This window comes from Streptacidiphilus sp. EB103A (assembly GCF_041261405.1).
Classification (GTDB): Bacteria; Actinomycetota; Actinomycetes; order Streptomycetales; family Streptomycetaceae; genus Streptacidiphilus.
In genome coordinates, this window is the sequence record NZ_JBGCAQ010000013.1 from 107,880 (window position 1) to 133,861 (window position 25,982).

The 25,982-nt window shown below is 70.7% G+C and carries 26 protein-coding genes, 1 tRNA gene and 1 pseudogene; 11 read left to right on the top strand and 17 right to left on the bottom strand.

From position 1 onward, the window contains the following. Positions 1 to 114: 114 nt before the first annotated feature. From cysS to ABH941_RS22095, 3 genes are all read left to right on the top strand, one after another. Positions 115 to 1,503 carry a cysteine--tRNA ligase gene (cysS, locus tag ABH941_RS22085; RefSeq protein WP_370131136.1) on the top strand — a complete coding sequence of 463 codons (1,389 nt, stop codon included), beginning with the start codon at positions 115 to 117 and terminating at the stop codon, positions 1,501 to 1,503. 79 nt (positions 1,504 to 1,582) lie between these two features. Then, complete coding sequence (rlmB, locus tag ABH941_RS22090) at positions 1,583 to 2,551, top strand: 23S rRNA (guanosine(2251)-2'-O)-methyltransferase RlmB (RefSeq protein ID WP_134001958.1); 969 nt, start codon at positions 1,583 to 1,585, stop codon at positions 2,549 to 2,551. A 161-nt stretch (positions 2,552 to 2,712) separates the two neighbouring features. Then, positions 2,713 to 4,413, top strand: coding sequence for a DoxX family protein (locus ABH941_RS22095; protein WP_370131137.1), 1,701 nt, complete (start codon positions 2,713 to 2,715; stop codon positions 4,411 to 4,413). A gap of 110 nt (positions 4,414 to 4,523) precedes the next feature. Here ABH941_RS22095 and ABH941_RS22100 read toward each other — a convergent pair whose 3' ends face one another. The 3 genes from ABH941_RS22100 to ABH941_RS22110 all read right to left on the bottom strand — a co-directional run bounded on the left by ABH941_RS22100 (position 4,524) and on the right by ABH941_RS22110 (position 7,066). Further along, complete coding sequence (locus tag ABH941_RS22100; protein ID WP_134001956.1) at positions 4,524 to 5,288, bottom strand: nucleotidyltransferase family protein; 765 nt, start codon at positions 5,286 to 5,288, stop codon at positions 4,524 to 4,526. 85 nt (positions 5,289 to 5,373) lie between these two features. Next, positions 5,374 to 5,814 carry a hypothetical protein gene (locus ABH941_RS22105; RefSeq protein ID WP_370131138.1) on the bottom strand — a complete coding sequence of 147 codons (441 nt, stop codon included), beginning with the start codon at positions 5,812 to 5,814 and terminating at the stop codon, positions 5,374 to 5,376. 139 nt (positions 5,815 to 5,953) lie between these two features. Beyond that, positions 5,954 to 7,066, bottom strand: a complete 1,113-nt coding sequence (locus ABH941_RS22110; protein ID WP_370131139.1) for an ABC transporter ATP-binding protein — start codon at positions 7,064 to 7,066, stop codon at positions 5,954 to 5,956. Positions 7,067 to 7,415: 349 nt separating this feature from the next. Between ABH941_RS22110 and ABH941_RS22115 the strand changes: the two genes are divergently transcribed. Then, positions 7,416 to 7,489 (top strand) — tRNA-Thr (locus ABH941_RS22115). Between the two features lie 126 nt (positions 7,490 to 7,615). Here the strand turns inward: ABH941_RS22115 and ABH941_RS22120 are convergent. Next, positions 7,616 to 8,182, bottom strand: a pseudogene (locus ABH941_RS22120) (Uma2 family endonuclease). 122 nt (positions 8,183 to 8,304) lie between these two features. Then, positions 8,305 to 8,916: a TetR/AcrR family transcriptional regulator gene (locus ABH941_RS22125; protein WP_370131140.1), complete on the bottom strand. Its 612-nt coding sequence runs from the start codon at positions 8,914 to 8,916 to the stop codon at positions 8,305 to 8,307. Between the two features lie 113 nt (positions 8,917 to 9,029). Here ABH941_RS22125 and ABH941_RS22130 point away from each other — a divergent pair, with 113 nt between their 5' ends. Further along, positions 9,030 to 9,764 carry an SDR family NAD(P)-dependent oxidoreductase gene (locus tag ABH941_RS22130; protein WP_370131141.1) on the top strand — a complete coding sequence of 245 codons (735 nt, stop codon included), beginning with the start codon at positions 9,030 to 9,032 and terminating at the stop codon, positions 9,762 to 9,764. 144 nt (positions 9,765 to 9,908) lie between these two features. On the opposite strand, the gene ABH941_RS22135 is transcribed toward ABH941_RS22130, so the two are convergent. Together ABH941_RS22135 and ABH941_RS22140 are read right to left on the bottom strand one after the other, a co-directional pair. Further along, on the bottom strand, positions 9,909 to 10,271 hold the full coding sequence (locus tag ABH941_RS22135; RefSeq protein WP_370131142.1) for a hypothetical protein: 363 nt from the start codon (positions 10,269 to 10,271) through the stop codon (positions 9,909 to 9,911). A gap of 85 nt (positions 10,272 to 10,356) precedes the next feature. Next, a complete protein-coding gene (locus tag ABH941_RS22140) occupies positions 10,357 to 10,734 on the bottom strand; it encodes a winged helix-turn-helix transcriptional regulator (protein ID WP_370131143.1) in 378 nt (125 codons plus the stop codon). A 91-nt stretch (positions 10,735 to 10,825) separates the two neighbouring features. On the opposite strand from ABH941_RS22140, the gene ABH941_RS22145 reads away from it, so the two are divergent. Further along, the gene (locus ABH941_RS22145; RefSeq protein WP_370131144.1) at positions 10,826 to 11,665 is read left to right on the top strand and encodes an SDR family oxidoreductase; all 840 of its coding nucleotides are present in this window, start codon (positions 10,826 to 10,828) and stop codon (positions 11,663 to 11,665) included. Between the two features lie 61 nt (positions 11,666 to 11,726). Here ABH941_RS22145 and ABH941_RS22150 read toward each other — a convergent pair whose 3' ends face one another. Beyond that, positions 11,727 to 12,848 (bottom strand): arabinogalactan endo-beta-1,4-galactanase, encoded by a 1,122-nt coding sequence (locus ABH941_RS22150; protein WP_370131145.1) that lies wholly within the window; start codon positions 12,846 to 12,848, stop codon positions 11,727 to 11,729. Between the two features lie 424 nt (positions 12,849 to 13,272). Between ABH941_RS22150 and ABH941_RS22155 the strand changes: the two genes are divergently transcribed. After that, positions 13,273 to 13,476, top strand: coding sequence for a cold-shock protein (locus ABH941_RS22155; protein ID WP_134001919.1), 204 nt, complete (start codon positions 13,273 to 13,275; stop codon positions 13,474 to 13,476). Between the two features lie 53 nt (positions 13,477 to 13,529). On the opposite strand, the gene ABH941_RS22160 is transcribed toward ABH941_RS22155, so the two are convergent. From ABH941_RS22160 to ABH941_RS22175, 4 genes are read right to left on the bottom strand one after another with little or no spacing between them, the layout of a single operon-like run. Continuing rightward, on the bottom strand, positions 13,530 to 14,744 hold the full coding sequence (locus ABH941_RS22160; RefSeq protein ID WP_370131146.1) for a type III PLP-dependent enzyme: 1,215 nt from the start codon (positions 14,742 to 14,744) through the stop codon (positions 13,530 to 13,532). After that, positions 14,744 to 16,507: an IucA/IucC family siderophore biosynthesis protein gene (locus ABH941_RS22165; RefSeq protein WP_370131147.1), complete on the bottom strand. Its 1,764-nt coding sequence runs from the start codon at positions 16,505 to 16,507 to the stop codon at positions 14,744 to 14,746. Before ABH941_RS22165 ends, ABH941_RS22160 begins: the two co-directional genes overlap by 1 nt. Before the next feature lie 42 nt (positions 16,508 to 16,549). Further along, positions 16,550 to 18,229, bottom strand: a complete 1,680-nt coding sequence (locus ABH941_RS22170; RefSeq protein ID WP_370131148.1) for an IucA/IucC family protein — start codon at positions 18,227 to 18,229, stop codon at positions 16,550 to 16,552. Beyond that, positions 18,226 to 19,443 (bottom strand): acetyl-CoA carboxylase biotin carboxylase subunit family protein, encoded by a 1,218-nt coding sequence (locus ABH941_RS22175; protein WP_370131149.1) that lies wholly within the window; start codon positions 19,441 to 19,443, stop codon positions 18,226 to 18,228. The genes ABH941_RS22170 and ABH941_RS22175 overlap by 4 nt, the downstream gene beginning before the upstream one ends. Positions 19,444 to 19,720: 277 nt before the next feature. On the opposite strand from ABH941_RS22175, the gene ABH941_RS22180 reads away from it, so the two are divergent. After that, positions 19,721 to 20,551 (top strand): (2Fe-2S)-binding protein, encoded by an 831-nt coding sequence (locus tag ABH941_RS22180; protein WP_370131150.1) that lies wholly within the window; start codon positions 19,721 to 19,723, stop codon positions 20,549 to 20,551. On the opposite strand, the gene ABH941_RS22185 is transcribed toward ABH941_RS22180, so the two are convergent. The 3 genes from ABH941_RS22185 to rpmG all read right to left on the bottom strand — a co-directional run bounded on the left by ABH941_RS22185 (position 20,544) and on the right by rpmG (position 22,379). After that, on the bottom strand, positions 20,544 to 20,819 hold the full coding sequence (locus tag ABH941_RS22185; RefSeq protein WP_370131151.1) for a cupin domain-containing protein: 276 nt from the start codon (positions 20,817 to 20,819) through the stop codon (positions 20,544 to 20,546). The genes ABH941_RS22180 and ABH941_RS22185 overlap by 8 nt on opposite strands. A 499-nt stretch (positions 20,820 to 21,318) precedes the next feature. After that, complete coding sequence (gene nadE, locus ABH941_RS22190) at positions 21,319 to 22,161, bottom strand: ammonia-dependent NAD(+) synthetase (protein ID WP_370131152.1); 843 nt, start codon at positions 22,159 to 22,161, stop codon at positions 21,319 to 21,321. A 53-nt stretch (positions 22,162 to 22,214) separates the two neighbouring features. Further along, positions 22,215 to 22,379: a 50S ribosomal protein L33 gene (rpmG, locus tag ABH941_RS22195; protein WP_134005902.1), complete on the bottom strand. Its 165-nt coding sequence runs from the start codon at positions 22,377 to 22,379 to the stop codon at positions 22,215 to 22,217. Between the two features lie 179 nt (positions 22,380 to 22,558). Here rpmG and ABH941_RS22200 point away from each other — a divergent pair, with 179 nt between their 5' ends. Next, on the top strand, positions 22,559 to 22,831 hold the full coding sequence (locus ABH941_RS22200; protein WP_370131153.1) for a GlsB/YeaQ/YmgE family stress response membrane protein: 273 nt from the start codon (positions 22,559 to 22,561) through the stop codon (positions 22,829 to 22,831). A 50-nt stretch (positions 22,832 to 22,881) separates the two neighbouring features. Here the strand turns inward: ABH941_RS22200 and ABH941_RS22205 are convergent, their stop codons facing one another. Then, positions 22,882 to 23,934 (bottom strand): hypothetical protein, encoded by a 1,053-nt coding sequence (locus ABH941_RS22205; RefSeq protein WP_370131154.1) that lies wholly within the window; start codon positions 23,932 to 23,934, stop codon positions 22,882 to 22,884. Between the two features lie 221 nt (positions 23,935 to 24,155). On the opposite strand from ABH941_RS22205, the gene ABH941_RS22210 reads away from it, so the two are divergent. Beyond that, entirely contained in the window at positions 24,156 to 24,767 is a 612-nt protein-coding gene (locus ABH941_RS22210; RefSeq protein WP_370131155.1) for a hypothetical protein, read from the top strand. Positions 24,768 to 24,802: 35 nt separating this feature from the next. On the opposite strand, the gene ABH941_RS22215 is transcribed toward ABH941_RS22210, so the two are convergent. Next, positions 24,803 to 25,537, bottom strand: a complete 735-nt coding sequence (locus ABH941_RS22215) for a YoaK family protein (protein WP_370131156.1) — start codon at positions 25,535 to 25,537, stop codon at positions 24,803 to 24,805. A 354-nt stretch (positions 25,538 to 25,891) separates the two neighbouring features. On the opposite strand from ABH941_RS22215, the gene kdpF reads away from it, so the two are divergent. After that, positions 25,892 to 25,981, top strand: a complete 90-nt coding sequence (gene kdpF, locus ABH941_RS22220) for a K(+)-transporting ATPase subunit F (protein WP_037595652.1) — start codon at positions 25,892 to 25,894, stop codon at positions 25,979 to 25,981. Position 25,982: the final 1 nt, after the last annotated feature.

Below are 25,982 nucleotides of genomic sequence, written 5' to 3' on the forward strand. Positions count from 1 at the left end.
CATACGGCGTCACCCGTTGGGGGCGAGCCGGAAAGCCACGGGGATGTGAACGGATCCGAGTCCTGTGACCGGATGGGGACAGGGCACCCCGCTCTTCCCACTACGCTTGACGCTGTGAGTATTCGCCTGTACGACACCAGCGCCAGCCAGGTACGCGACTTCGTCCCGCTCGTGCCGGGCTGCGTCTCGATCTACCTGTGCGGCGCGACCGTGCAGGCCGCCCCGCACATCGGGCACATCCGCTCCGGGCTGAACTTCGACGTGATGCGTCGCTGGTTCGCCTACCGGGGCTATGACGTCACCTTCGTGCGGAACATCACCGACATTGACGACAAGATCATCGAGAAGTCGCGGCTCTCCGGCCTGCCCTGGTGGCAGATCGGCTACGCCAACGAGCGCGCCTTCAACGAGGGGTACGACGCGCTGGGCTGCCTGCCGCCGACCGGGGAGCCCCGGGCGACCGGGCACATCCCGGAGATGATCGAGATGATGCGGGTCCTGATCGACAACGGGCACGCCTACGAGGCCGACGGCAACGTCTACTTCAGCGTCACCTCCTACCCCGACTACCTCTCGCTGTCGCACCAGGAGCTGGACAACCTGCGCCAGCCCGAGGGCGAGGGCGAGACCGGCAAGCGGGACCAGCGCGACTTCGCGCTGTGGAAGTCGGTCAAGCCGGGGGAGCCGAGCTGGGAGACACCGTGGGGGCGCGGCCGTCCGGGCTGGCACCTGGAGTGCTCCGCGATGGCGCACAAGTACCTGGGTCCGGCCTTCGACATCCACGGCGGCGGGCGCGACCTGGTCTTCCCGCACCACGAGAACGAGATCGCGCAGTCCAAGGCGTTCGGCGACGACTTCGCCACGTACTGGCTGCACAATGCCTGGGTCACGCTCAGCGGCGAGAAGATGAGCAAGTCGCTGGGGAACTCGGTGCTGGTCTCCGAGATGGTGCAGAAGTGGCGGCCGATCGTGCTGCGCTACTACCTGGGCACCCCGCACTACCGCTCCACGATCGAGTACAGCGACGAGGCCCTGCGCGAGGCCGAGACCGCGTTCGCCCGGATCGAGAGCTTCGCGCAGCGGGTCACCGAGCAGCACGGCGAGGTGGTCGCGGCCGTGCATGTGCCCCCGGCGTTCGGCGAGGCGATGGACGACGACTTCGGCGTCCCGCAGGCGCTGGCCATCGTCCACACGGCGGTCCGGCAGGGGAACGCGGCGCTGGCGGCGGACGACAAGGAGAACGCGGTAGCGCGTCTGGCCGAGGTCCGTGCGATGCTCGGTGTGCTGGGTCTCGATCCGCTGGACGCCATGTGGGCCGGTCCGGCCCAGGGCGAGGACTTGCACGGTGTGGTGGACGCCCTGGTCAAGCTGGTGCTGGAGCAGCGGCAGGCGGCGCGCGAGCGCAAGGACTACGCGACCTCCGACGCCATCAGGGACCGGCTCACCCAGGCCGGGCTCGCCATCGAGGACCGTGCCGACGGCTCGCGCTGGACGCTCGGCTGATCGGCTGGTCAGAACGCATGCGCGCACGCATGCGGGTACGCACGCAGATGTTGAATTCCATGGAAGCAGGACTGAACTGATGGCCGGCAACAGCCAGCGCAGGAACCGCCGCAACCCCGGCTCGAAGAAGGGCCCGTCGGTCGGAACCGGTGGCCACAGCCGGAAGGCACTCGAGGGGAAGGGCCCGACGCCCAAGGCGTCGGAGCGCAAGGGGCACAAGAAGAACCGGATGGCCAACGCCGCCACCAAGCGCGCCGCCGCGGGCAACAAGTCCCGTGGTTCCGCGCGGCGCGGCGGCAAGGCGGGCTCCGAGCTCGTCTACGGCCGCAACTCGGTGGTCGAGGCGCTGCAGGGCGGGGTGCCGGCCTCGGCGCTGTACGTCCAGCAGTTCATCGACAACGACGAGCGGGTCCGCGAGGCGCTGACGCTGGCCAACGAGCGGGGCGTCCCGCTCATGGAGGCCCCGCGGATGCAGCTGGACAACCTCGCCGAGGGCCACAACCACCAGGGCCTCATCCTGCAGGTGCCGCCGTACGACTACGCGCACCCGGACGACCTGCTGGCTCGGGCCGCCGAGAACCACGAGGACCCGCTGATCGTGGCCCTGGACGGGATCACCGACTCGCGGAACCTGGGCGCCATCGTCCGCTCCGTGGCGGCCTTCGACGGGCACGGCGTGGTCATCCCCGAGCGGCGCGCCGCCGGGATGACGGCGGGCGCCTGGAAGACCTCCTCGGGCGCGGCCGCTCGGGTCCCGGTGGCCCGGATGACCAACATGACCCGGACGCTGGAGGCATACCAGAAGGCCGGCTGCTTCGTCGTGGGCCTGGCGGCCGACGGCGAGGCCGAGCTGAGCGACCTGGAGGCGCTGACCGGACCGGTGGTCATCGTGATCGGCTCGGAGGGCAAGGGCCTGTCCCGGCTGGTGTCGGAGACCTGCGACCTGACGGTGAGGATCCCGATGCCCGGCGCCGCGGAGTCGCTGAACGCGGGCGTCGCGGCCGGCATCGTGCTCTACGAGGCCGCCCGGCTGCGCAACAAGCGCTGACCGGTCTGCACCGACTGTTCCGACTGTTCCGAGGACCTGCCGACGCCCTCGCCGTGCGCCCGTTCGGGCGTATGAGCGAGGGTTTCGGCGTGTCGGGGGAGATCGCCGGATCGGGTGACACCCGGGGGTGTCCAAATGGCCTCTCGCTCGGTTAGTGAGGTGTGGACACCAGAACACCTAACCGCCCTCAGGGGGGACGCGCCGAGGGGAGCGACGGTGAGCCGGGGCTGTACGCGGTCAAGGTACCGACCGACCCGGCCCGGCTGAGCAGTACGACGGCGAGCTTCCGGGTGCGCCTCGGCGCGGCCGTGACCCCGCTGATCGACGCTCAGGTGGCCGCGCCGGCCTTCGCCGCGCCCTCCGTCGACTCCGCCTATCCCGTGCTGACCCCCGACCAGACGCAGCCGATGCTGGTGCTGACCCCGCTGATCGAGGCGGGCGCCCTGGCCGGGGCCGGAGCCGGAGGTTTCGGTGCTGGGGTCGGCTCCGGGGTCGGCGCCGGCTCCGGTGAGGCGCGCCCGCGGCGTCCGCGCAGGGTCACCCCGATCACCTGGACCGGCGGTGCGGCCCCGCTGCTCGATGCCGTACGGCAGGGCGGCGCCGGGCCGGACGCCGTCACCGGGGTGCTGCCGCTGCAGCAGTCCGCCTCGCCCGCCGAGACCCAGCTGATGCCGCAGTTCCCCCTCCCGCCCGACGCCCGCGACGGCTACGGCCAGGGCCTGGGCCACGGCCCGGGCGGCGGCCCCGGCAGCGGCTTCGACGACGAGGTGACGTACGTCGGCGGGCGGCAGCCCTGGGGCTCCGGGCCCGAGTACCAATTGGAGGCCCGGGAGTCCGGAGAACCGGTTCGCCATGCCTGGTACCCGGGCCGTCGCGTCGACCTGGGCCTGGTGCTGCTGCCGCTGCGGATCTTCCTGGGCGGCCTCTCCGTCTACGCCGGGTTCAGCAAGGTCTCCGACCCCGTCTACTTCGACGGCGGCGTCCGCGGCTCGATGATGCACTGGCTGCAGTCGCTGCACCCGTGGCCGATGGCCCAGCCGCTGATGCAGTTCGCCCTGGCGCACCCGGTGGGAGCCGGGCTCGGGGTCGCCTTCATCCAGATCGTGGTGGGCGTGCTGTCCATCCTGGGGCTGTGGCAGCGGCTGGCGGCCGGCACGGCCATGCTGCTGTCGGTGGCGCTGCTGGTGACGGTGAGCTGGCGGACCAGCCCCGCCTACGACGCGCCGGACATCATCCTGCTGGCCGCCTGGAGCCCGCTGCTGCTGGCCGGGGCGCCGCTGTTCTCGCTGGACGGACGGCTGGCCATCGAGGCCTGGCACCGGCTGGGCGAGCGCACGCCGGTCGCGGTGCTGCGGCGGCGGGTGCTGCGCCGCGGCTTCGTGGTGGCGACCGTGGTGATCGGCTGCACCCTGCTGCTGGGTTCGGCGCTCGGCGCGGCGGTCCGCGACCACCGCATCGGGACCACCGTCGTCCCGGCGGAGCCCGGGGTGCCCACCGACTACCCGAGCCCGGTCTACCCGAGCGGCGGCGCGCAGTCGCCGTCGTCCGCGCCGTCCGCCCCGGCTTCGCCCTCGGCGGCGCCGACGACGGCGGCACCGTCGCACAAGCCGACCTCGCGGCACAGCGGCAGCACCAAGAGCGGCAGCTCGTCCGCCACGAGTTCGGGCGGCAGCAGCACGTCGTCCGGCGGCTCCAGCAGCACGCCCTCGCACCGCCACAGCAGCTCTCCGACGCCGACGAGCAGCGGCGGTGGCAGCAACGGCGTGATCGGCGGTCTGCTGGGCACCAGCGCCCCCGCTCCGCTGCCGCTGCTGGGGATGCCGGGCACCGGCGCGGGCACGAGCGGCGCCCCGGTCACCTGAGCCGGACCAGCACGGACCGCCGGAACGAATGAGAGCGGCCCCGGAGCGACGACGATGTCGTTCCGGGGCCGCTCTGCAGTGCGGACGGGTTGGTCGGTGTTGTGTGTGGCTTACTGCGCCTCGCGGGCCGCGGCGAGCTCCTTGGCGGCCTCGGAGAGGTCCTTGGCGGTGTCGATGGCACGCCAGTAGACCCCCTGCGGCAGCTCCCAACCCGAGAGACGGTGCTCACGGGCCAGCCGCGGGAAGGTGCTGCGCTCGTGGTCCCCGAGGTCCGGCAGCATGCCGGTGAACTCGGCCGAGAAGACGTACACGCCGGCGTTGATCAGGTACGGCGACGGGGGAGACTCGATGAAGTCGAGGACGTTGCCGAACTGGTCGGTCTCCACAGTCCCCCAGGGAAGGCGGGGGCGGGCCAGGGCGAGGGTGGCGTGGGCGTCGCGCTCGGAGTGGAAGTCCGCCATGTCGCGGAGCGGGAAGCGGGTCCAGATGTCGCCGTTGGTGGCGTACCAGGGCTCGTCCTTGCGGGGGAGCGCTGCGGCGGCGAACTTCAGGCCGCCACCGCGGCCGAGCGGCTCGGTCTCCACGACGGTGGCGACGTTGAGCGGGAGCTCCGCGGTCTTGATCCAGTCCTGGAGCACCTCGGCCAGATGGCCGCAGGAGATGACGACATCGGTGACGCCCTCCTCGGCCAGCCACTGGAGCTGGTGGCCGACGATCGGAATCCCGGTGCCCGGGATCTCGATCATCGGCTTGGGACGGGTGTCGGTGTAGGGGCGAAGCCTGGACCCCTGTCCACCGGCCAGGATCACGGCCTGGGTCACCGGCGGGGAAGAGAGCGGGGAGCGCTCCGTGGAGGGGATGAGGTCAGCGGTCATGGGGAGAACCCTAGACGGAGCTGCGGTGCTCCCGTACCAGGGCCCTGGTTACGAACCGGTACGGGAGCAGCGGGTGTGCGAACGGTCAGCCCGCCGCGGAGAGGGCGCCGACGGCGTAGGAGCCGTCGCAGACCGGGCGCGCGAAGGACTGCGCGCGCTTCACATCGCCCTGGTACTTGCGCACGGCGGCCTGGCCCAGATCGCGGGCGAGATCGGTGCAGTAGCGGGTCAGCGACGGCTGCTGCTGCATGGCCTGGGCCAGTTCGTCCAGGGCGGTGCCCGGGTCCTGGGTGCGCAGGGTCTGCAGCAGGCGCGCCCGGAGGGCGTCCTGCGGAGTGGTCGCCTGGTGCCGCACCGCGTCGGCGCTGTTGCCGGAGGTGCTGCTGGAGGCGGCCAGGACCTGCTTGTCGCCGGAGCCCGAGGGAGCCCAGGGGACGCGGGTCACCGCAAGGGTGCCGGTCGTCACCAGGACGACGGGCAGGACGAAGGCGAGGGTCTTGCCGAGACGGTTCGCTAGCTGCTTCACGACCAAGATGCTAGCGATGAGTAATGATTTGGCGACATTCAGTCACTCCAATGAGTGACGGCATGTTTTGCAGCGAACGTCCCCGACAGCCTGAGGGCCGTCGGGGACGTTCGGAGATGTTGGGAGTCAGCAGCAGCGGTCAGTCGCTGAGGCGGGCGCCCGAGGAGGTGGAGAAGACGTGCGTCTCGCCGGCGCGCGGGACCACGTGCAGCACCTCGCCCTTCTGCGGGACGGCGCGGCCGCTCACGCGGACCACCAGGTCCTTGTCCTCGTCGCCGACCTTGGCGGTGCCGTAGACGTAGCCGTCGGCGCCCAGCTCCTCGACGACGTTGACGGTGACGGCCAGGCCGCTGCCGCCCTTGGCCAGCGAGTCGCCCTCGCCGACCAGGTCCAGATGCTCCGGGCGGACGCCGATGGTGACGGTGCGGTCGCCGGCGGCGGCGGCCTCGTCCACGGCGGCACGGGAGACCGGGATCACCGACTCGCCGAACTTGACGCCGCCGTCGGCCAACGGGACCTCGACCAGGTTCATCGCGGGGGAGCCGATGAAGCCGGCCACGAACAGGTTGTTCGGACGGTCGTACATGTTGCGGGGGGTGTCTACCTGCTGGAGCAGACCGTCCTTGAGCACCGCGACGCGGTCGCCCATGGTCATGGCCTCGACCTGGTCGTGGGTCACGTAGACGGTGGTGATGCCCAGGCGGCGCTGCAGCGAGGCGATCTGGGTGCGGGTCTGCACACGGAGCTTGGCGTCCAGGTTGGACAGCGGCTCGTCCATGAGGAAGACCTGCGGCTCGCGGACGATCGCGCGGCCCATCGCGACACGCTGGCGCTGACCGCCGGAGAGCGCCTTCGGCTTGCGGTCGAGGTACTCGGTCAGGTCGAGGATCTTGCCGGCCTCCTCGACCTTCTTGCGGATCTCGGCCTTGTTGACGCCGGCGATCTTCAGGGCGAAGCCCATGTTGTCGGCGACCGTCATGTGCGGGTACAGCGCGTAGTTCTGGAACACCATGGCGATGTTCCGGTCCTTGGGGGGGAGGTGGGTGACGTCGCGGTCGCCGATGCGGATGGCGCCGCCGTTCACGTCCTCCAGGCCCGCGAGCATCCGCAGGCTGGTCGACTTGCCACAGCCGGACGGGCCGACCAGCACGAGGAACTCGCCGTCGGCGATGTCCAGGTCCAGCGCGTCGACGGCCGGCTTGGTGCCGCCGGGGTAGATCCGGGTGGCCTTGTCGAAGGTCACTGTAGGCATGCTGCTGCTCTCCTTCACCGGCAGGAACGTGCCGGACGATCCGAGTAAAGGCGGATGGTGGTTCGCCCCTCCGCGTACCCGCCGTGCCGACCCGCCGGAGCGGCGCGGTGCGATGCGCTGGATGAGGTCTAGTCCACCCGCGAAAGGTGAACTGCAGGTGACGCTACCTGTCGGGATGCGCCCCTGTCAGTACCTTCTCCACACCCAAAATGACCACGCCCGTCCCTAATATCCTCCCAAATCCCCCTAATCCCGACCCCCAACCCCCGCAAATCCGCGGACACCCACCCCGTCCCGCCCGGTAGACTCCCCTCTGGTCCTGCCGTGGCACGCCGCGGACAGGCACCACGCCTCCTTAGCTCAGCTGGCCAGAGCAACGCACTTGTAATGCGTAGGTCGTCGGTTCGAATCCGACAGGGGGCTCAAAGTAGAGCATTTTTCAACGCATCCCGGACATCGCGGTCGGGTGTGAAGTATGCCCGCTTTATGTGTAGGTCAATGGTGCGCGGTGTGCCCTCGCCGACTGGGCGTCGCGTGGGATCGTGCCGGTCAGACGGTACTCAGGTCGACCGTGACCGAGAAGGGCACAGCGGCCTTGATCGCGCCGGTGAACATCTCGCCGTCCCGGTAGGCCCTGCTGGCGGGATCGAGAACGTAGGTGTAGACAAGCGGAACGCCGGTGGCAGCCTGCTCGATGCGCCAGTAGAAGGGGATTCCGGCCTTGGCGTACTGGTCCACCTTCACGATCCGGTCGGTGGTCTCCGAGCCCGGCGACACGACCTCGACCACCAGGAGCACATGCTCGGGGCGAGTGGGCGTGAGGTCGATGGTCTCTGCCCGGTACACGACGACGTCCGGACGCCGGTTGGTGAGCGGGACGTCCTGCAGGCGGACATCGAAGTCCGTGTCGGCGTTCCAGTCCGGACCTGCGGCGGCGTCCAAGGAATTGGCGAGGATGCGGGCCAGCCGGTTGGGTCGCTTGGACGCACTCGGGCTCACGACGACCATCCCGTCCACGATCTCAATGCCGGCGCACTACTCCTCGGACCAGGAGTCGTACTGCTCCGCGCTGATCTGCGCGTGCATCCATGCGGGCGCGACCATCTCAGCGGTCATGGCGTACCTCCTTCGAGGATGCTCGACAGTCCGGTGCTGCTCGGCTCGCGTACTGTCCTGTGCCGTCAGGGCACCTGATCCGGACGAGGGCGTCCGGCGCGGCAATTGGGATCGCCTGATAGTCACGGGAGTCTGGTGAGCGTCTCGATGTGATCGAGCGACGAGTCGAGCGCTACTTCGAGGGGCTTGACCCTGCGCTGCAACTGGGTGAGTAGCAGGCCGCCTTGGAGTGCGGCCAGGGTCGCCAGGGCGAGGTCCTCGGGGTCGGCGTCAAGTTCTCCGCGTGCGTGCATGGCCTGTAGCCCCTCGCGGATGGCGGCTTCCCAGCGCAGGAAGCCGGAGGCGACGGCGAGCCGTGCCTCGGGGTTGTTCTCGGCGACTTCGCTCCCCAGCGAGCCGATGGGGCAGCCGCCGCGGCACTGTAGCCGGCGCTGGTACTCGACCAGGGCGTCCCGCCACTGCCGCAGCCCGGCCATGGTGTCCAGCTTGTCGAAGTGGGGCTGCTGCAGTTCCAGGACGGCTTCGGTCTGGTACTCGATCACGGCCAGCAGCAGGGCCTGCTTGTCGTCGAAGTAGTGGTAGACCTGCGAGCCGCTGACTCCGGCGGCGGCGCGGACGTCCTCCAGCGTCGCCTCGGCGATGCCGCGTTCGTACATCAGCTGGGCCGCAGCAGCCACGATCCGCTGCCGGGTCTCCTGGCCCTTGCGGGTGAGCCGTCGCGTCCGGGGTGTCATGGATTCCAGGTTAGCAGTTTCTGGATTGGACAACCCATTTTTTGCTGACCATTCTGGGCCGTGCAACCCATTCCGGGCGCAGCGGGCGGCCGGATCATTGGAAGGACACGGATATGGAACTGACTGGCAAGACCGCCCTGGTGACCGGCTCGACGGCCGGTATCGGCGCCGAGGCGGCCCGTCTGCTGGCAGCGGCAGGTGCCGAGGTCGTGGTCTCGGGCCGCAACGCCGAGCGAGGTGCCGCCACCGTCCGGTCGATCACGGACGAGGGCGGTCGTGGTCGCTTTCTTGCTGCTGACCTCACGGACCTGGATTCGCTGCACCAGTTGGCAGCCGCAGCAGGCGAGGTCGACATCCTGGTCAACAACGCCGCTGTCTTCCCCGGTGCACCGACCGTGACCCAGGACGTCGAGTCCTTCGACGCGGTCCTGGCCGCGAACATCCGGGCCCCGTACTTCCTGACGGCGGCCCTCGCGCCGGGCATGATCGCCCGGGGTTCGGGCAGCATCGTCAACGTCAGCACCATGGCGGCGAAGGTCGGGATGCCAGGGCTGTCCGTCTACAGCGCCACCAAGGCCGCGCTGGAGTCCCTGACGCGTACCTGGGCGGCCGAGTTCAGCCCGGCTGGTGTGCGGGTGAACACTGTCGCACCCGGTCCGACCCGTACGGACATGGTGCTCGCGGCCATGGGCGAGGAAGGCGCCCAGCAGATCGGCAAGACCACTCTGCTCGGCCGGCTCGCGACGCCGCGCGAGATCGCGGAGGTGATCCTCTTTCTGGCCTCCGACCGTGCCGCATACCTCACGGGCGCGACCATCGCCGCCGACGCCGGCCGGACCGCGGCATAACCGGACCGCCGCATGGTCCGCAGCGCGCTGCTCCAGAAGTGGCCCGGTGGTCAGCTTCTGGAGCACGGCATGAGGTGCTCTGCCGCCGGTCGGCGGGTCGGCTGGTTCCATCCACGGGTGTCTGCCTGGGGCAGCCGGTTCGCGCTATCGGCCAGGCGGGGCGACGAAAGTCAGTGCTTCGCGGGCCAGGTGGTGCCAGTCCAGGTCGGACTGCTCGGCGAGCACCAGCCACTCCTTCATCAACCTGCCGCGTCCTGGGTCGAACCGTTCGCCCTGGCCTGCCTCCACCAGTGCGTCGACCCGTCCCCGGGGCAGCTTGAGGACCAGATGCCCGCGGACGAGCATTGCGAAGATCTTCCCCTCGACCTTCAGGCCGGCCGCCCCGAAGCGGCCTTCGGCTCCGGGGGCGTCCGTCGGCACCGCGACGCCGGGTTCGGCGGCGAGCGCGGAGACCACGGTCGCAAATCGGTCCTGCGGGGTTCCGGAGCCGTGTGCGCTGAGGTCCATCGTTCCTCCCTGGCCCTGGTGACGCTTTGTTCGTCATCCTGCCGTACGGGTCGGGAAGCGGCCGGAAGCCGCCCGCCGGCGAGGGCTATTGCGACGCCGGTGGCGATGGCGACAGCCGCCGGGTAATCCGGTCGAGCAGCTCCGTCAGTGGTTCGCCGAGGTCCCGACCGAACTGGGTCAGCCCGTAGGTGACCTGGGGCGGGGTCGTCGGCTCGACTTCCCGCCAGACCAGGCCGTCCTGGACCAGCGCGCGCAGGGTCTGGGCGAGCATCTTCTCGCTGATGCCCTGGATGCTGTCGCGCAGCTCGTAGAAGCGAAGGCTGTCGCTCTGCAAGGCGATCAACACCCAGACGCCCCACCTGCTGGTCACGTGGTCGACCACATTGCTCGCGGGGCAGTCGGTGTGAAACACCTCATACCGCTTCCCCGGCTCGGCCCGTGTGTGCTGCACGCTTCCCGCCATGTGATGAGCTTACCCCAGGGTATGTCCTTACCAAGAGTTAGCCCGGCTCCTAGCGTGAAGGCCACAGGAGACATGTGACAAGGAGCTGATCATGATCGTGGTGACCGGGGCTACCGGAAATGTCGGCCGGCCGTTGACGCGGGCGTTGGCCGAGGCGGGACAGCAGGTGACGGCGGTGTCACGGCACGCGGCGGCGGTGCCGGACGGCGTCCGTCACGTGACGGCCGACCTGGCCGAGCCCGCCAGTCTTGAGCCTGCGCTGGCCGGGGCGAAAGCGCTGTTTCTGCTGCTGTCCGGCGACATGCACGCCGCCGGGGCCAGCCCTGCCGACATCATCGGCGCAGCCGAGGCCGGCGGGGTCCGCCGGGTCGTCCTGCTCTCCACCCAGGGCGTGGCGACCAGGCCCTTCGGCGCGACGCGCATCGCGATGCGCGCGCTGGAGGACGTGCTGCGGGAGTCCGGACTGGAGTGGGCCATCCTGCGGCCGGGCGGCTTCGCCTCCAATGCCCTGTGGTGGGCCCAGTCCGTCCGCGCGCGACGGGTCGTCGCCGCGCCGTTCGGCGATGTCGGGGTGCCGATCATCGACCCGGCGGACATCGCCGAGGTCGCGGCGGCCTGCCTGCTGGAGGACCGGCACGCCGGCGACATCTACGAACTGACCGGCCCGGAGGTGATCACGCCGCGCCAGCAGGCGCAGGCGATCGCCACCGCGCTGGGCTCGCCGGTGAGGTTCCACGACCTCACGCGCGACGAGGCCAAGGCCGCCATGGCCCAGAGCATGCCGGCCGAACTCGCCGAGGACACGCTGACCATCCTCGGTTCCCCCAACCCCGCCGAACTGCGCGTCAGCCCGGACGTCCAGCGGATCCTCGGCCGCGCCCCGCGTCCCTTCGCGGACTGGGCCGCCCGCCATACCGCCGCATTCCGCTGAGACCGGTCAGCACAGACGGGCCGGTGACCGTCGTGTCACCGGCCCGTCTTGTGTCTTCCGTTCAGGCCGTCCACTTGATGCTGGGGTTCACGTGGCCGGTCCAGTCGAAGACGGCCATGTTGTCCCAGCCGTCGCCGCTGTTGTTGATGTCGGCCGGGTCCCAGCCGTTGCCGGGGACCGCGTACCAGGTCGGCTCCCAGTAGAAGACGCCGATCGCGCCGGCGCTGCGGGCGGTGTTCTGCACCGCGGTGAACTCGGCGGCCTGGCCGGCCCAGGTGAGCGGGTAGCCCGAACATCCCGATGTGACCGAGTTGCTGGTGCTGTCCGCGTTCGCCGCGGTGAACGGGTACGCCGTCTCGGCGATGATCACGTTCTTGCCGTACCGGGACTTCATGTCGGCCACGACGCTGCCCATGTTGGACAGCGAGCCGTGCCACATGCAGTAGTACGACAACCCGGTGATGTCCCAGCTGACGCCCTTGGCCTTGATGCCGTCGTAGAACCAGCGGGCGTTGGTGTCGCTGTCGGCGTCCGCGGTGTGGATCACCACCTGGGTACCGCTGTTGCAGGCTTTGGTCGCGTTGTAGCCCGACTTGAGCAGCAGGCTGAGGTTGGTGAAGTCGCTGTTGACCACCTTGCCGTCGTTCCACAGCATGCCGACGTTGATCTCGTTGCCGATCTGGACGCTGTCCGGTGTGGTGCCCTGGGACTTGAGGCTGTTGCAGACGTCGTAGGTGTAGTTGTAGACGTCGGTCTGCAGCTGGCTGATGCCGTGGCTCGACCAGGCCGCCGGCTTGTACTGCTTGCCGGGGTCGGCCCAGGTGTCCGAGTAGTGGAAGTCGATCAGCAGCTTGAGGCCCTTGGCCTTCACCGTCTTCGCATACGCCAGCACCTTGGCCTTGTTGTTGTAGCCGCTGGCCGGGTTGTTCCAGATCCGTAGGCGGACGTAGTTCACGCCGGCGCCCTTGAGGATGTCGAGCGGGTCCCTGGCGGTGCCGCTCGCGTCGTAGTACTTGGCGCCGAGGTCGAGGGCCCGCTGCGCGGTCGAGACGTCGGCGCCGAGCATGCTGAGCGAGTTCGCCGCCGAGGCGGGGGCGGACGTGGTGAGCATGCTCGCCGGCAGCATGGCAGCCGCCAGGAACAAGGCGGCCCTCGCCGTGCGCACGAAGCCGAACAGGGTCATCGCAACCTCCTGGATCGAGTCATGGGGAGGGATTCCAGCGCCTTCCCATGCCCTGGCATGGACACACCGGATGGCCGTGAGCGTTCACAGTAACGGTGTCGAAATCCGGAGTACATACATGTGTCACAAGCGATTTATACGCCCTGATGACGAGGTGCAGACCTGGGAACGTTCACGCGCAGGATGCTGACGGGTACAGCGGCCGGGTGACCAGATTCGGGCAGCACGGCCATTCGTCTGGCGGGGGCGGGCGGGGGCCAGTAGCGTGGCGGGCAGTAGCAGTCGTGGTTCCCGAGTTCGTCTCGCCCGTGATCGCGATCACGGGCGTTTTCGCTGTCCGGGATCGGTCACTGCCGGGGTGGGCCGGGGCGTGGCGCCGCACCATGCGGATGCTGGGGCGACTGTGCGCATCAAGGAGAACAGCATGGCCAGCGGCACCGTGAAGTGGTTCAACGCCGAAAAGGGCTTCGGTTTCATCGAGCAGGACGGCGGCGGCGCCGACGTCTTCGCCCACTACTCCAACATCAACGCCCAGGGCTTCCGTGAGCTCCAGGAAGGCCAGAAGGTGACCTTCGACGTCACCCAGGGCCAGAAGGGCCCGCAGGCGGAGAACATCGTCCCGGCCTGACCCAGAGACACCAGAGGCGCCCCGCACCCTTCCGGTGCGGGGCGCCTCGCTTGCTACCGGACGGGCGCCGGCTGCGGCAGGAAGTGGAAATTCGGCCGCGGGTGCATGAGGAACTCGTGGTGCGAGATGTTCCAGGCGTAGGCGCCTGCCATCGCGAAGACGACCCGGTCGCCGGCCCGGAGCTCCGTCACCGGCACCTGGCGGGCGAACACGTCCTTCGGCGTGCACAGCTGGCCGACCAGGGTGACCGGTGCGTCGCGGACGGTCGGGCGCTGCCAGGGGTGCGGCCAGGCATCGGCCGGGAGTAGCGAGAACGGCTGGTCGTGGCCCTTGGTGACGGGGGTGCGCAGGTGGTGGGTGCCGCCGCGGAGCACAGCGAAGTCCGTTCCGTGGCTGCGCTTCACGTCCAGGACCTCGGTGGCGTACCAGCCGCAGTACGCGGTCAGCGCCCGGCCGGGCTCGATGCGCAGGGCGAGTTCCGGGTGCCGGGCCAGCAGCCGGTCCAAGCCGGCGCCGAAGCGCGGCCAGTCGAAGCGGCTGCCCGGGGCGGCGTAGTCCACCGCCATGCCGCCGCCGATGTTGATCTCGGGCAGTGGGACCCGGTGGCGTCGCGCCAGCCGCGCCGACCAGTCGACGATTCGGCCCGCCACGTCCAGCTGGCTGTCGGCGTCCAGTCCGCTGGCCAGGTGGGCGTGGATGCCGCGCAGCCGCAGCCGGGCGGCTGCGGGGCTGTCGAGGAACGCCAGGCAGGCGTCGACCCGGTCCGGGGACAGGCCGAACGGACTCGGCCCGGCGCCCATGGCGAGCGGCACGCCGTCCAAGGTGCCCGGTCCGACCGGCAGGTTGACCCGCAGCAGCAGGTTCGCGGTGCGTTCCGGGGTGAACCGGCCGGCGAGTTCGGCCAGGAGGCGTAGTTCGTGCTCGCTCTCGACGTGGAACCGCTCGACGCCCAGGGCGAGTGCGGCGGCGAGTTCGTCGGGCGTCTTGCCGGGGCCGCCGAAGGCGACCGGCGCGTCCGGCACGACGGTGCGGACGTGGGCGAGTTCGCCGCCGGAGGCCACCTCGTACCCGGTGACGGTGTCGGCGAGCGCGGTGAGGATGCGCGGCTCGGGGTTGGCCTTGGCCGCGTAGTACAGCTCGACCCGTGTGGATAGCGCGGCCCGTACTGCGGAGGCGTGGGCCTGCAGTGCGGTCAGGTCGTAGACGTAGGCGGGGAGTTCACCGGATTCCAGGGCGGTGACGTGGTCGCGGACGGTCGGTGCGGGCATCAGGCGCTCCACGCCTCGAAGAGGGGACCGGGGCGCGGGCCCCGGGAGAGCACGCCCTGGGCGAGCGGCGAGGGGATCCGGATGTACTCCGCCTCGCGGTCGGCGCGGCGCTTCCAGCGGGTGAGCAGGTTGGCCTTGGCGGGCAGTGGCGCCCCGGCCAGCAGGGCGCGCAGGCGCGGCTGGCATCCGTGCCGGGCCGCGTGGTCCTGCAGCACGGACCGGACGCTCTGCCACAGTGCGGGCTCCAACTGCGGGTGCAGGTCGGCCAGGGCCGCGAGCGTGTCGGAGACGGTGTTGACCAGTAGGCAGTAGACGACGCGGTCCCAGCCGCGCCGCGGGTCATAGGTCATGGCGGCCGCGACCGCAGGCGGCAGGGCGGCGAGTCGGGCCGCGTGCGGCCCCGGCAGCAGCTTGGTGCCCTCAAGGTCGCGGAAGAGCACCTGGACGGGGCGGCCGGCGCCGTCCACGCAGAGCAGGACGTTCTGCAGGTGCGGTTCCAGGACGACGCCGTGGTCCAGGTAGGCGGCGAGGACGGGCGGCAGCAGCAGCCGCAGGTAGGCGTCCCACCAGTCGAGGGCGGCGTGCGGACCGGCGCCGTCCAGCAGCTGTGAGACGTGCGCCGAGCTGGTCGGGTACTCGTCGGCGACGGCTGCGGCGAGGAGCGGCGTGGCGCCCGGGCTCAGGTGCTGCTCCAGGCTGTCGCGGACGATCACGCCGAAGCCTTCCAGCAGAGCGGTGTCGCCGTTCAGGTCCACGCTGCGGAAGGCGGGTTCGCGCAGTACGGCGTGCCCGGGGAAGCGGGAGGCGAGTTCGTCGAGGACCGGGCCGAGCAGCCGGGTGAGCGCGACCGCGCCGGACAGCTCGTAGGAGGCGTTCTTGCGCAGGCAGTTGGTGATCCGGACGTTCAGGCTGAACTTCAGGAACGCGCCGCCGCCGTGCAGGGTGCGCACCGACGCGGTGGCGGTGAAGGGGTCGCTGCCGGTACCCAGATCGAGGATGTCGCCCCGGTCGAGGGCGGCGACCAGCTCGGGGTGGCCGGTGAGCAGTTCGTACTGCCAGGGGTGGGCGGGCAGCAGCGTGTACCCGTCCGGCGCCGGGCCGAGCCGGTCGAGGACGGCGGCAGCCCCGGGCCGGGCGCACTCTTGCGCGACCAGCTCGGTGCGGACCGCGAGATGCCGCAGCGGGAAGGCGGCGCGGGCCTCGGGGGCGTAGCCGGACCAGCCGGCCCGCCCGGCGCTGCGGGCCTTCGGGGTGGGGTGGAAACGGTGGCCGAACAGCAGGGCCTGCTCGGACTCCAGGTACCGGGAGGCCGGAGCCGGCGGGCGCGGTTCCAGCCCGGCGGCGACGCCTTCATGGCTGGAGGCCACCTGCTGCAGGAATTCGTCGTTGCGGACGCCGGTACGGATGGTGAGTTCGGCGTGCACCAGCGCGGCCAGCTCCTGCGGGCTCACCTCGGTCCAGGTACCGTCGCCGTCGGAGTTCCGCTGCCGGAGCACCGGGCCGGTGAAGCGGTGGGCCCCGAGCAGCGAGGTACGACGCAGCCGCACCCGGAGCACCCTCCTGCAGAGGGGCAGCCGCAGCAGCAGGTGCCCGTTCTCGACGGTCGCCTGCCGCTCGGGGCCGGACACTTCGCGCAGCAGGCAGTTGAGCAGGGTGTGCACGACGGCGTCGTCGGCGGAAGGCAGGGCGGAGGAATCGGCGGAAGGAAGAGTGATGGGAAGGGTTGCGGGCACGGTCCGGGACGGCGCAGGGGGGATCGGCATCGAGGACTCCGGTCAGTGGGAGGGTTCGGCTCACGCTTCTGCCTACGGACGGCGCAGGTAGTTGGGGCCGGTGGTGTAGTACTTGTTGATGTCGGCGGCGCCGGACCGCTGCTTGGTCAGCAGCGTGCCCGCGGTCACCATCGCCTTGACGGGCAGCCGTGCCCGGTCCAGCAGGTGCTCGCGCAGGCCGGGCCCGGCCATCGCCTCCAGCCGCTCCCGGACGAGCCGGAGCAGGTGCTCCTGGTGCGGCTCGCCCAGCGCGAAGGCATAGGCCCCGGCACAGAGGTGCACGGTGATGGTGGCGAACAGGTCGGCGAGCGGCCCGTCGTCATCGGTGAAGGTGCGGATGTCGTCGAAGCCGTCGTACGGCAGCTTGCACCGGGCGGTGTTGATCCGGGGTCCGTCGTTGTCCTTCAGGAGCAGCCGGATCCGGGGCTGCCCCCGGTGGTCGTCCAGGACGAGCGAGACGTTCTGCTGGTGGGACTCCAGCGCGATGCCGTAGCTGAAGAGGGTCGTCTGCCAGTCCAGCAGCAGCGACAGGTAGGCGTCGAAGAAGGCGTATCGGTCGCCGCCGTAGAACCGCCGGGCGACGTGGTCAAGGACGGCGGTGCCGTCCGGATCCGGTCCCGGGGCCAGCAGTCCGGCCAGCGGAACCACCAACGCCCGTTCCAGGCCCGCTGGGTAACGGCGTATCAGCACGGCCAGCATCTCGTGCCCGGCATGGGCGTAGAGGCTTTCGTCGGCCAGCAGCACGCTGTCCCGGAAGCGGGGCTCGTGCTCGATGACCGCCTGCAGCAGCCGCTGCCCGGCGGCTCCGTCGGCGAGGGTGCCGGGCTTGATGGTTCGTCGGTTGTGCAGGCCCAGTGTGGCGGTTTCGAGCGGCAGCTTCAGGTGCTGGGCCGGGTCGGCGGCCAGGGCGACGGTGCGCATGGACAGGGTGGGGACGACTTTGAGGTACGGCCGCCCGGCCGGCACCGCCGTCGGGGGCAGTCGGCCGGCGGAGGTGGACAACGGGTGGACCGGGAGGGCCAGATGACTGCCCGTCAGTCGTCCCAGGCCAAGTTCGGCGAGCGAGGGCCACCAGCGCGGCAGCGGGCCGCTGGCGGTGAGCGCCGCGCGGGGTACGGCGGCCCAGCGCAGTGTGAAGGTTGGGTGGAACTCGGGTGCGTGCCTGCGCAGTTGGGTTGGCGTGAGCCCGGCCCGCCCACGCGCGGCCGGGTAGACCGGATGGTCCTGGTAGGCGGCCAGCGTGTCGAGCGCCAGGTTTCCGCCGAGCCCGGTCCAGCCCGCCGGGTCGGGCCCGTACCGCGCCGCCAGCCGACTCCGTACGCCGCCGACCGCCTGCTGCTGCAGCCGCATGGTGGCCAGCGTCTGGCGGCACTCCGCGGCGAAGGCGTCGAACCCGGCCCGGTCGCCCGGCTCGGCCAGCTCCTGCAGGGCACGGATCACCGTGCCGACACCGGTCAGCCGCTCGCCGCCGGGCGCCCGTTCCAGCAGCGGTAATCGGGCGGCGTACTCGCACAGGAAACCGTCCTCGACCACCGGCAGGAGCAGGGCACGCTCCTCCGTCGGGGCGGCCATGGCCGGGACCGGCAGCCGGAGCCACAGCCCGTCGGGTCGATCGACCGGCGTCGTGCGGGTGCGCAGGCCCACCACGTCCTCCCGCAGCAGGGCGCTCAGCACGCGCAGCAGCAGCTGGTCCTGCGGCGGATCGGGCGTCACGGGACGATCTCCCAGCGCTGGGCGGCGCGAAAGTCCTCCACCGCGCCGTCCACCCCCGCCCGGTCGGCGCCGGTGGCGCGGATCACGCCCAGGTAGTCGCGGTTGGTGCGGTACAGCTCGTGCCGCTCGCCCAGCGCGCGCAGCGGCCGGTAGGCGAGCCGGACACCCCCGTCGGCGGTGAGGTCGATCGCAGCCGGGGCGGCGGCCAGCCTGCCCGCGCGGTCGGCGCAGGGCCAGTCGATGCGGGCGGCGCGGTGCCGTCCGGTGCTCAGGACGGCGGGCAGCGGCTCGCCCAGATGGGTCCGGAGGATGTACTCGAACAGGGGGATGTCCAGCAGTTCGGCGAGCATCAGGTCGCACTGGTCGCCGATGGCACGGTAGTTGACCTCGACCAGGCGCGGGCGGCCGTCCTGGAGCATGTACTCGGTGTGGCAGGCGCCGAAACCCACACCCAGGACGTCCAGTTGGGCCAGGATCCGGTCGACGACCGGGGGCGGTGTCTCGGGTATGAAGTCCAGCCGCTCCTCGACGAAGTACGGCGGCGCGGAGAGCCAGGTGCGGAAGCCGCCGAGGACGTGCGTGACGCGGCCGTCCCCGAGGGTCTCCAGGGTGTGCAACTCCCCGGGCAGGAACTCCTCGACGACCAGGTCGGCGCCGGGGCGCCGGGCCTGGATCTGCACGCACCGCCGTCGTAGTTCCGCTGCGTCGCCGGCCAGGACGACGTCCTCGCTGGCGACGCCCTCGCGCGGTTTGATCACGCACGGGTACGGGATGTCGGACCGGGCCGCCAGCGCGGCCGGGTCCGCGCCGGCCGGGAGTTCCGCCGACCAGACCGTGTCGACGCCGGAGGCGGCGAGGTGACGGCGCATCTCCGCCTTGTTCTTCGCCCGCAGCGCCGCGGTCCAGTCCTTGCCCGGCAGCCCGAAGTACCCGGCCGCCAGGGCGGCCTGGGTCTGCAGGTGGTCGCTGTTGCTGAAGACCGCGTCCGGAGCGCGGTGCCGGGAGACGCAGCCGACCACCTCGCGGAAGTCACGGACCTCGCAGGCCAGGATCTCGATCTCCGGGAGTCCGGCGCCGGCGTAGGCGCGCCGGTGCGCGTCGACGTGAGCCGCCTCGGTCAGCACGGTCACCTCCAGGCCGAGCCGGACGGCGGCCGGCAGGAAGCCTTCGGTGACCGAGTCGGTCGGATTGACAGCGAGCAGGTAGAGCCGCATGGGTGATCCCTCTTCCACGGAGGCGCAGCACGCTGCGCGGGCCGCTGGGACGGCGTGGGCTGTGACGGATGCGGCGAGAGTAACCCGCAGGGTCCGGAGAGATCGGCGAGTGCGGACGCAAGGGCTCCGATGCGATGCTAATTTAGGTTAGGCAGCCCTAACTATGTCACGCCGCTGCCAGATTCCTGTGCCGGACCAACTCGCCCCGACTCCACGCCCGATCCCGGACTAGGGTCAGCCTCGCCTTCTCCGCTTCACCACTGATCGGAGCCTTCCTGTGCTGCTCACCGACACTTTCCGTCGCCTCGCACACATCTGCGAGGATCTGCACGTCGAGGTACTGCAGGAGGGACACCCGGCGGACATCCTCGGCGGACCATGGCTGAGCTTCGCCGACGTCGCCACCGGTCCGGAGGCGCTGTCGACGGCCCTCGACGGGGAGTCGGCGCGGATCCTGGCCGCCCACGGGCGCACCGCCCGCCCGGACGTGGTCGCCTCACGGCTGCTGCACCGCTACCTCTGGGCGGCCGGCCTGCTGATCAGCGGACCCTGGTACCTGTCCGGCCAGGTCCCCCGACTCGCCCCGGACCGGCTGTGGACCAACCCCGTCACCGGCGTCCTCGCGCTCGCCCCGGGGGAGTTCACCGCGACGGACGAACCGCAGGCCGTACGGACCTCGGTCGAGCGGTTCGCCCGACCGCTGCTCGACGCCTTCCAGCCCCGACTGAAACGCGGACCGCACGCCCTGTGGGGAATGGTCGGCGACGATCTGGTCGCCGGCGTCTGGTACCTCGGCCGGAAGCTGGACGAGGAGCAGCGCGCCGTCGGGAAGGCGGAGGCCCTGCTGCCCGGCCCGGACGGCGCCCGGCCGTTCCCCAGCGGCGCGGACTTCCGCACCCTCCGCAGCGCCACGGGCCGTACCTATCTGACCCGGACCCGTACCGGATGCTGCCTGCACTACACGATCCAGCCGACGAAGACCTGCCGCACCTGCCCCCGGCTCTGCGACACCGAGCGGCTGCACCGCCTGGAGGCCGAGTCCCCGCGCCCGGCCGTAGCAAGGCCCGCCACGGCGTCAGGGCGCCGGATGCCGACCGGCCTTACCTGAGTTCGATTTCGACGAATCGGAACTCGTACTCGTTCGCGTTGACGAGGTTGTGCTCGACACCGGCCGGCCGCGCGTAGGAGACACCCGCCTGCATCTCCATCTCCCGCTCGCCCGACGCGTCCTGAACGCGCACCGTGCCGGTGGTCAGAGGCACCACGACGTAGTCGTACGCATGGAGGTGGTGGCCGGTCTCGTCACCGGGAGCGAAGCGCCACTGCGTGACGACGACGCGATCGGTCTCGACCTGAACGGTCGATGTCGCTTTCATGGGTGACGGCCTCCGAGCGTTTTCAATTCCGTTTCCTGGGAGCAGACTAGGCTTTCGACTCCCGCGGATTGCACGCCGGTACCCGCAGACAGAGGAAGGAGCGTGTCGCCATGACGTGGCATACCTAGCCGCCCGCCCGGAGGGTCCGGGGCCGGGCGGCGGGTTCCGGGAGGAACGAGATGTCACGTACCGACAGGACGAAGCCGTTGTGGGTGCGCTGTGCGGAGCACAGCCCGCGACCCGTTCACGATCACTGCTATGGCAGCTGTGACCTGCCGTCGACCCCGACGCGGGGGGACGCGGACACGCGTTGCCGGTGGGAGTACTCCTGGATCGGCGCAAGCTGCTGCTCGGGACCGAACGGGCGGGCCGCCAAGAAGGAGTCGGGCGAGATGAACAGGGCCCAGAACCGCAAGGAGCGCTACGCAGCTCAGCGCGAGGCTCGCCGTTCTGCCGCCGAAGAGGACACCGACTGACCCTGTTCCCCGTCGCTACGGGCTCAGCCGCGCCACCAGGTGTCGAGGGGGGTGGCCGGGACGGTTCGCTTGTGGCGGGTGGCGAGGTAGACCGACTCGACCTTCGCGGCCAGTTCGGGGGTGACGTCGACGCCTTCGAGGTAGTCGTCGAGCTGGGAGTAGGTCAGGCCCAGGGCGACCTCGTCGGGCAGCGCGGGGCGGTCGTCCTCCAGGTCGGCGGTGGGGATCTTCTCCCAGACGCTCGCCGGGGAGCCCAACTCCTGGAGCAGGGCCGCGCCCTGTCGCTTGGTCAGGCCGGTCAGCGGGGTGAGGTCGACGCCGCCGTCGCCGTACTTGGTGAAGAAGCCGGTCACCGCCTCGGCCGCGTGGTCGGTGCCGACGACGAGCAGGTTCAGCTGCCCGGCGATCGAGTATTGGATCACCATGCGCTCGCGGGCCTTGATGTTGCCGCGGACGAAGTCCCGCAGCTTCGGCGCGTCGCCCAGCAGCTCCTGCAGGCCGAGCGCCGACTCGGCGGAGACCGCGTCGGCGCTCGGCCTGACGTTCACCGTGATGGACCGGTCGGGCCGGATGAACTCCAACGCGATCTGCGCGTCGTGCTCGTCGGCCTGCACCCCGTAGGGCAGCCGCACCGCGACGAAGGTGGCCTCATGGCCCTCCTCGCGCAGCTCCTCACTGGCGAGCTGGCACAACCGGCCGGTCAGCGTGGAGTCCTGGCCGCCGCTGATCCCCAGCACATAGCCCTTGGCCGGGGTCGACCGCAGGTAGTCCTTGAGGAAGTCGACCCGTTGCCGGATTTCGACCTTGGGTTCGATGGTCGTCTTGACGCCGAGTTCGGCCAGAATGTGTGCCCGTAGGTTCGCCATCTGGCTCACTTTACTGCTCGGCGCAGCGCGGCCGGTTGGCCCCCCGGGCCAGGTCAGCGCTCTTCGCGGAAGTCGACGTGGCGGCCGACGCGCGGGTCGTACTTGCGCAGGACCGTGCGGTCGGGGTCGTTGCGGCGGCTCTTGCGGGTGACGTATGTGTAGCCGGTTCCGGCGGTGGAGCGGAGCTTGATGATCGGGCGCAGTTCGTTGCGGGCCATGGCCGTCCCTTCGTCCTTCTCGTCCTTGGTGAAATGGATGTCGTTTCCAAGACGCCTACGGACGTCACAACCAAGGACCGGGCCCCGGCATTCCCGGCCATGCATGGCCCCCGGCAGGCCGGGCACACGCCCGAGTGACCCCGGTTTGGGGTCATCAGGGCTCACATACGGGAGGCACTGTGCTCTGGCTCGTCCTGCTCATCATCGAAGGCCTGATCATCGGCGTGCTCGCCAAGATCGTGGTCCCGGGCCGCAACCCGGTCCCGATCTGGCTGACCGTCATCATCGGCATCGCCGGTGCGCTCATCGGCAACTGGATCTCCAACTACGCAGGGGTGCGGCACACCAGCGGCATCGACTGGATCCGGCACCTGCTGCAGATCGGCGTCGCCGCGGTGCTGGTGGCCCTGGCCACCCCGACCTACCGGGGTCGGGGCAGGGCCCGCCGCTGAGCGAGGGCAGCAGCAGGGGCTCCGGACCATCGGTTCGGAGCCCCGCCCTTTCAGCTGGAAAAACCGACGTGCACATGGTCGTGATGGGTGTTGTCCGAGAAGAACTGATTCCCGGTTCCGCCGCTCAGTTGCCACGGACCGCCCACGTTGTACGAGCCGACGGCCGCCGCCGCGCGCATGAAGCCCTCGATCAGCGAGCGGGAGGTCGCCGGGTCGACGACGGCATGGCCGTTGATGCGCCAGACGTCGAAAGCCCTGCCCTGCGGGTGGTCGCTGGGCCGAGTGGTGCCGAACACGTCCAGAGGGTGTCCGGACCGCACGACGCTCAGCTCGATGCGATAGCTGCGGGCCAGGGTGAGCAGCGCGTCCAGCACGCTGCTGTGGATCTGCCCGCTGCGGATGTCGGCCTCGGCGGCGGGCGGCAGGGTCACCGAGGACGACGAGAGCACCTGCTCGGCGGCGCTCGGCAGGGAGGCGGCGGCTGCGCCGGGTTGGGCCGGGTGCAGGGCGGTGACGGTCCATCGGGGGCTCGACCGGGACAGCCGTACGTCCACGGTGGTGCCGCCGGGGACCACCGCGCCGGAGGCGCCGCGGGTCCACTGGCGGCAGACCACCATGACGCTCGCCGTGTCCGTCAGGATGCCGCCGTACTGGGCCTCCAGGACCTGGAGCGCAGCCTGGGGCGCACTCCCGGTCAGTCCGCCGGCCTGCGCGGCGAGGGACGGATCCAGGCCCAGGGCGGAGACCTTGGCCCGGGCGGCGGCGGTGCCCTGCTGCCCTGCGGACCAGGCGCCCAGCGCCTCGATCAGCTGCACCGCCCGCAGCTTGACCTGTGGGTCGATGTCATTGCTGCTGGGCTGCCAGAGGGTGGTCGAGGGGAGGGGCGCGGCGCTCGGCGAAGCGGCCGCCGACGAGGAGGCCGGGGCCGAGGATGACGGGGCCGAGGATGACGGGGTGGAGGCGGTCGGCGGGGCGGAGGTCGAGCCGGCCGCGCTGGGCTGTCGGTTGCTGCTGCAGCCTGCCGCGCCCGCTGTCAGACCTGCCGTCAGACCTGCCGCGGTGCCTGCGACCAGTACGCGTCTGCTGATGCCGGAGGAGTCCATCGCTCCAGTCTGCTCTGATCCGATCCGGCTGGGCGCGGCACGGACGGCGGCACCCGGGGGATTCGTTCCGAAAATCCCCCGGATGGTCAAAAGTGCTGGTCAGAACGGCGTTTGTGGCCTCGACCAGATGGTTGCACAGGGTGTCCTTCCGGTTGCGACATGTGATCGCCCTTTGCAGGGTGAAGAAAGTCAGCTGTTCATCTTGAAGGAAGGCATTACCCATGCACGTTTCTCGCAGGGCCAGCCTCGCGGTCGCCTCTCTCACCTGCGGCGCCCTCGCGTTCGGTGCCGTAGGGACGACCATCGCGCTCGCGGACCAGCCCGCCAGTGGCGGCACGGTGCGTCCCGCGGTGGCGGCTCCCGACCCGGCTGCGGCGCTCGGGGTGCTGTCGAAGTTCAGCGTGGTCGGGGACGTCGTCAAGGCGCTCACTGCGGCGGCGCAGACGCCCCCCGATCTGGCCGCAGTGACCAACCTGGTTGCCACCGCCAAGACCGCTCTGGACGGCGTGGTCGGCACCCTGCCGGTCCCGAAGCCCGGGCAGCACCGCGCGGCGACGCCCGACCCGGGCGCCCTGGTCGCCCAGGCTGTGGCCCAGCTCAAGACGGTCCTGGACAACGTGGTCGCGGCCGTGACGTCCAAGGACCCGGCGAAGATCGTGGCCGCGCTGACCGCTGCCGTTCCGGCCGTGGTCAACCTGGTGGCCAGCCTGCTGCTGGGCGGCGGTCTGCCGCTGCCGAGCCTGCCCGGTCTGCCCGGACTGCCCAGCGTGCCCCCGCTCCCGCTTCCGTCGCTGCCCGTCCCGCTTCCCTCGCTGCCCATCGGCGGCCTCTGACGGCACATCGGGCTGACCGTGTCCCCCGGGCACGGTCAGCCCGCCTGCGTCCACGGCAGGGTCGACCTGCTGCAGGCGGCGAGCGCGGCGGTGCAGCCCGCGAGCAGCAGGCCCGCCAGCAGCAGCGGCAGGCCGATGGAGCCGTGCAGCGCCAGCAGTCCGCCGACCAGGGCGCCGACGAACATCGACGCGGTCGAGAGCAGGCGGCGGCCGACCTTGCTGTCCGTGCCCCCGGCCAGGCGGCCGTCGGCGGCGATGCCGGTGATGGTGAGGGTGAGCACCGTCGTGGTGAGGTCGGGCACGGCCAGCCGCCGGGCCGCCGCGTTCTGCGTCCCCATCGCCAGACCGAGCAGGGCCACCAGCAGGTGCCGGGCCCACCCCGAGGCCGGATCGGCGAACACTTCGGTACCCGCGTACGCGAACAGCACCAGCGCGGTCTCCCCGACCACGGCGGCCAGCAGCAGCCGTCCCCTGTGGTCGGGGAAGCGGTTGGCGAGCCGGCCGCCGAGCAGCGCGCCGGCCGCGAAACCCACGAGCGCGACCAGCGACGCGGTGAGTGAGAAGTCGCGCGAGCCGGCCAGCGAGAACGCCATGAAGATGACATTCCCGGTCATGTTGGCGACGAAGACCCGGCCGAGCACCAGATAGCTGAAGGCGTCGACCAGCCCGGTGACCACGGTCAGCGTGATGAGCAGCGGCGGCAGCGGGCCCTGGCGCCCCTGGAGGTCGGGGACCAGGGTGGCCCTGGCGTCGCTCAGGAATCCGGGCATCGCGCTGCTCCTCCAGGGGACGACGGGGTGGCGGGGTGGCGGGGTGGGTGGGGCGGGCCTTCCCAGTTGTACCGGTCAGGGGGGCGGACGGGGTGCCGCGGCCTCCGGCGTCAAGGGCGTGTCAAGGTTCCGCCGGCGGCCGCAAGCAACGCGTCAACGGCGCACGGATACCGGTCTGACATGCGCTTTCCTGTCAAAGCCGGAGCGGATCCGGTACCGGCCGGGAGCCCTCCTGGCGGGTTCGGAACCAGTTGATTCCAGGGGTGCATCCCTCATGCTCGACGTGCTGTTCGTCGGGGTGACGATCCTTGTGTTCGCCGTCCTCGCTCTGATCGCCAAGGCGGTGGAGAAGCTGTGAGCGCCGACAACATCGTGGGCCTGGTCGTCGCGGTGGCCCTGGTCGGCTATCTCATCGCGGCTCTGATCCTCCCGGAGAAGTTCTGAT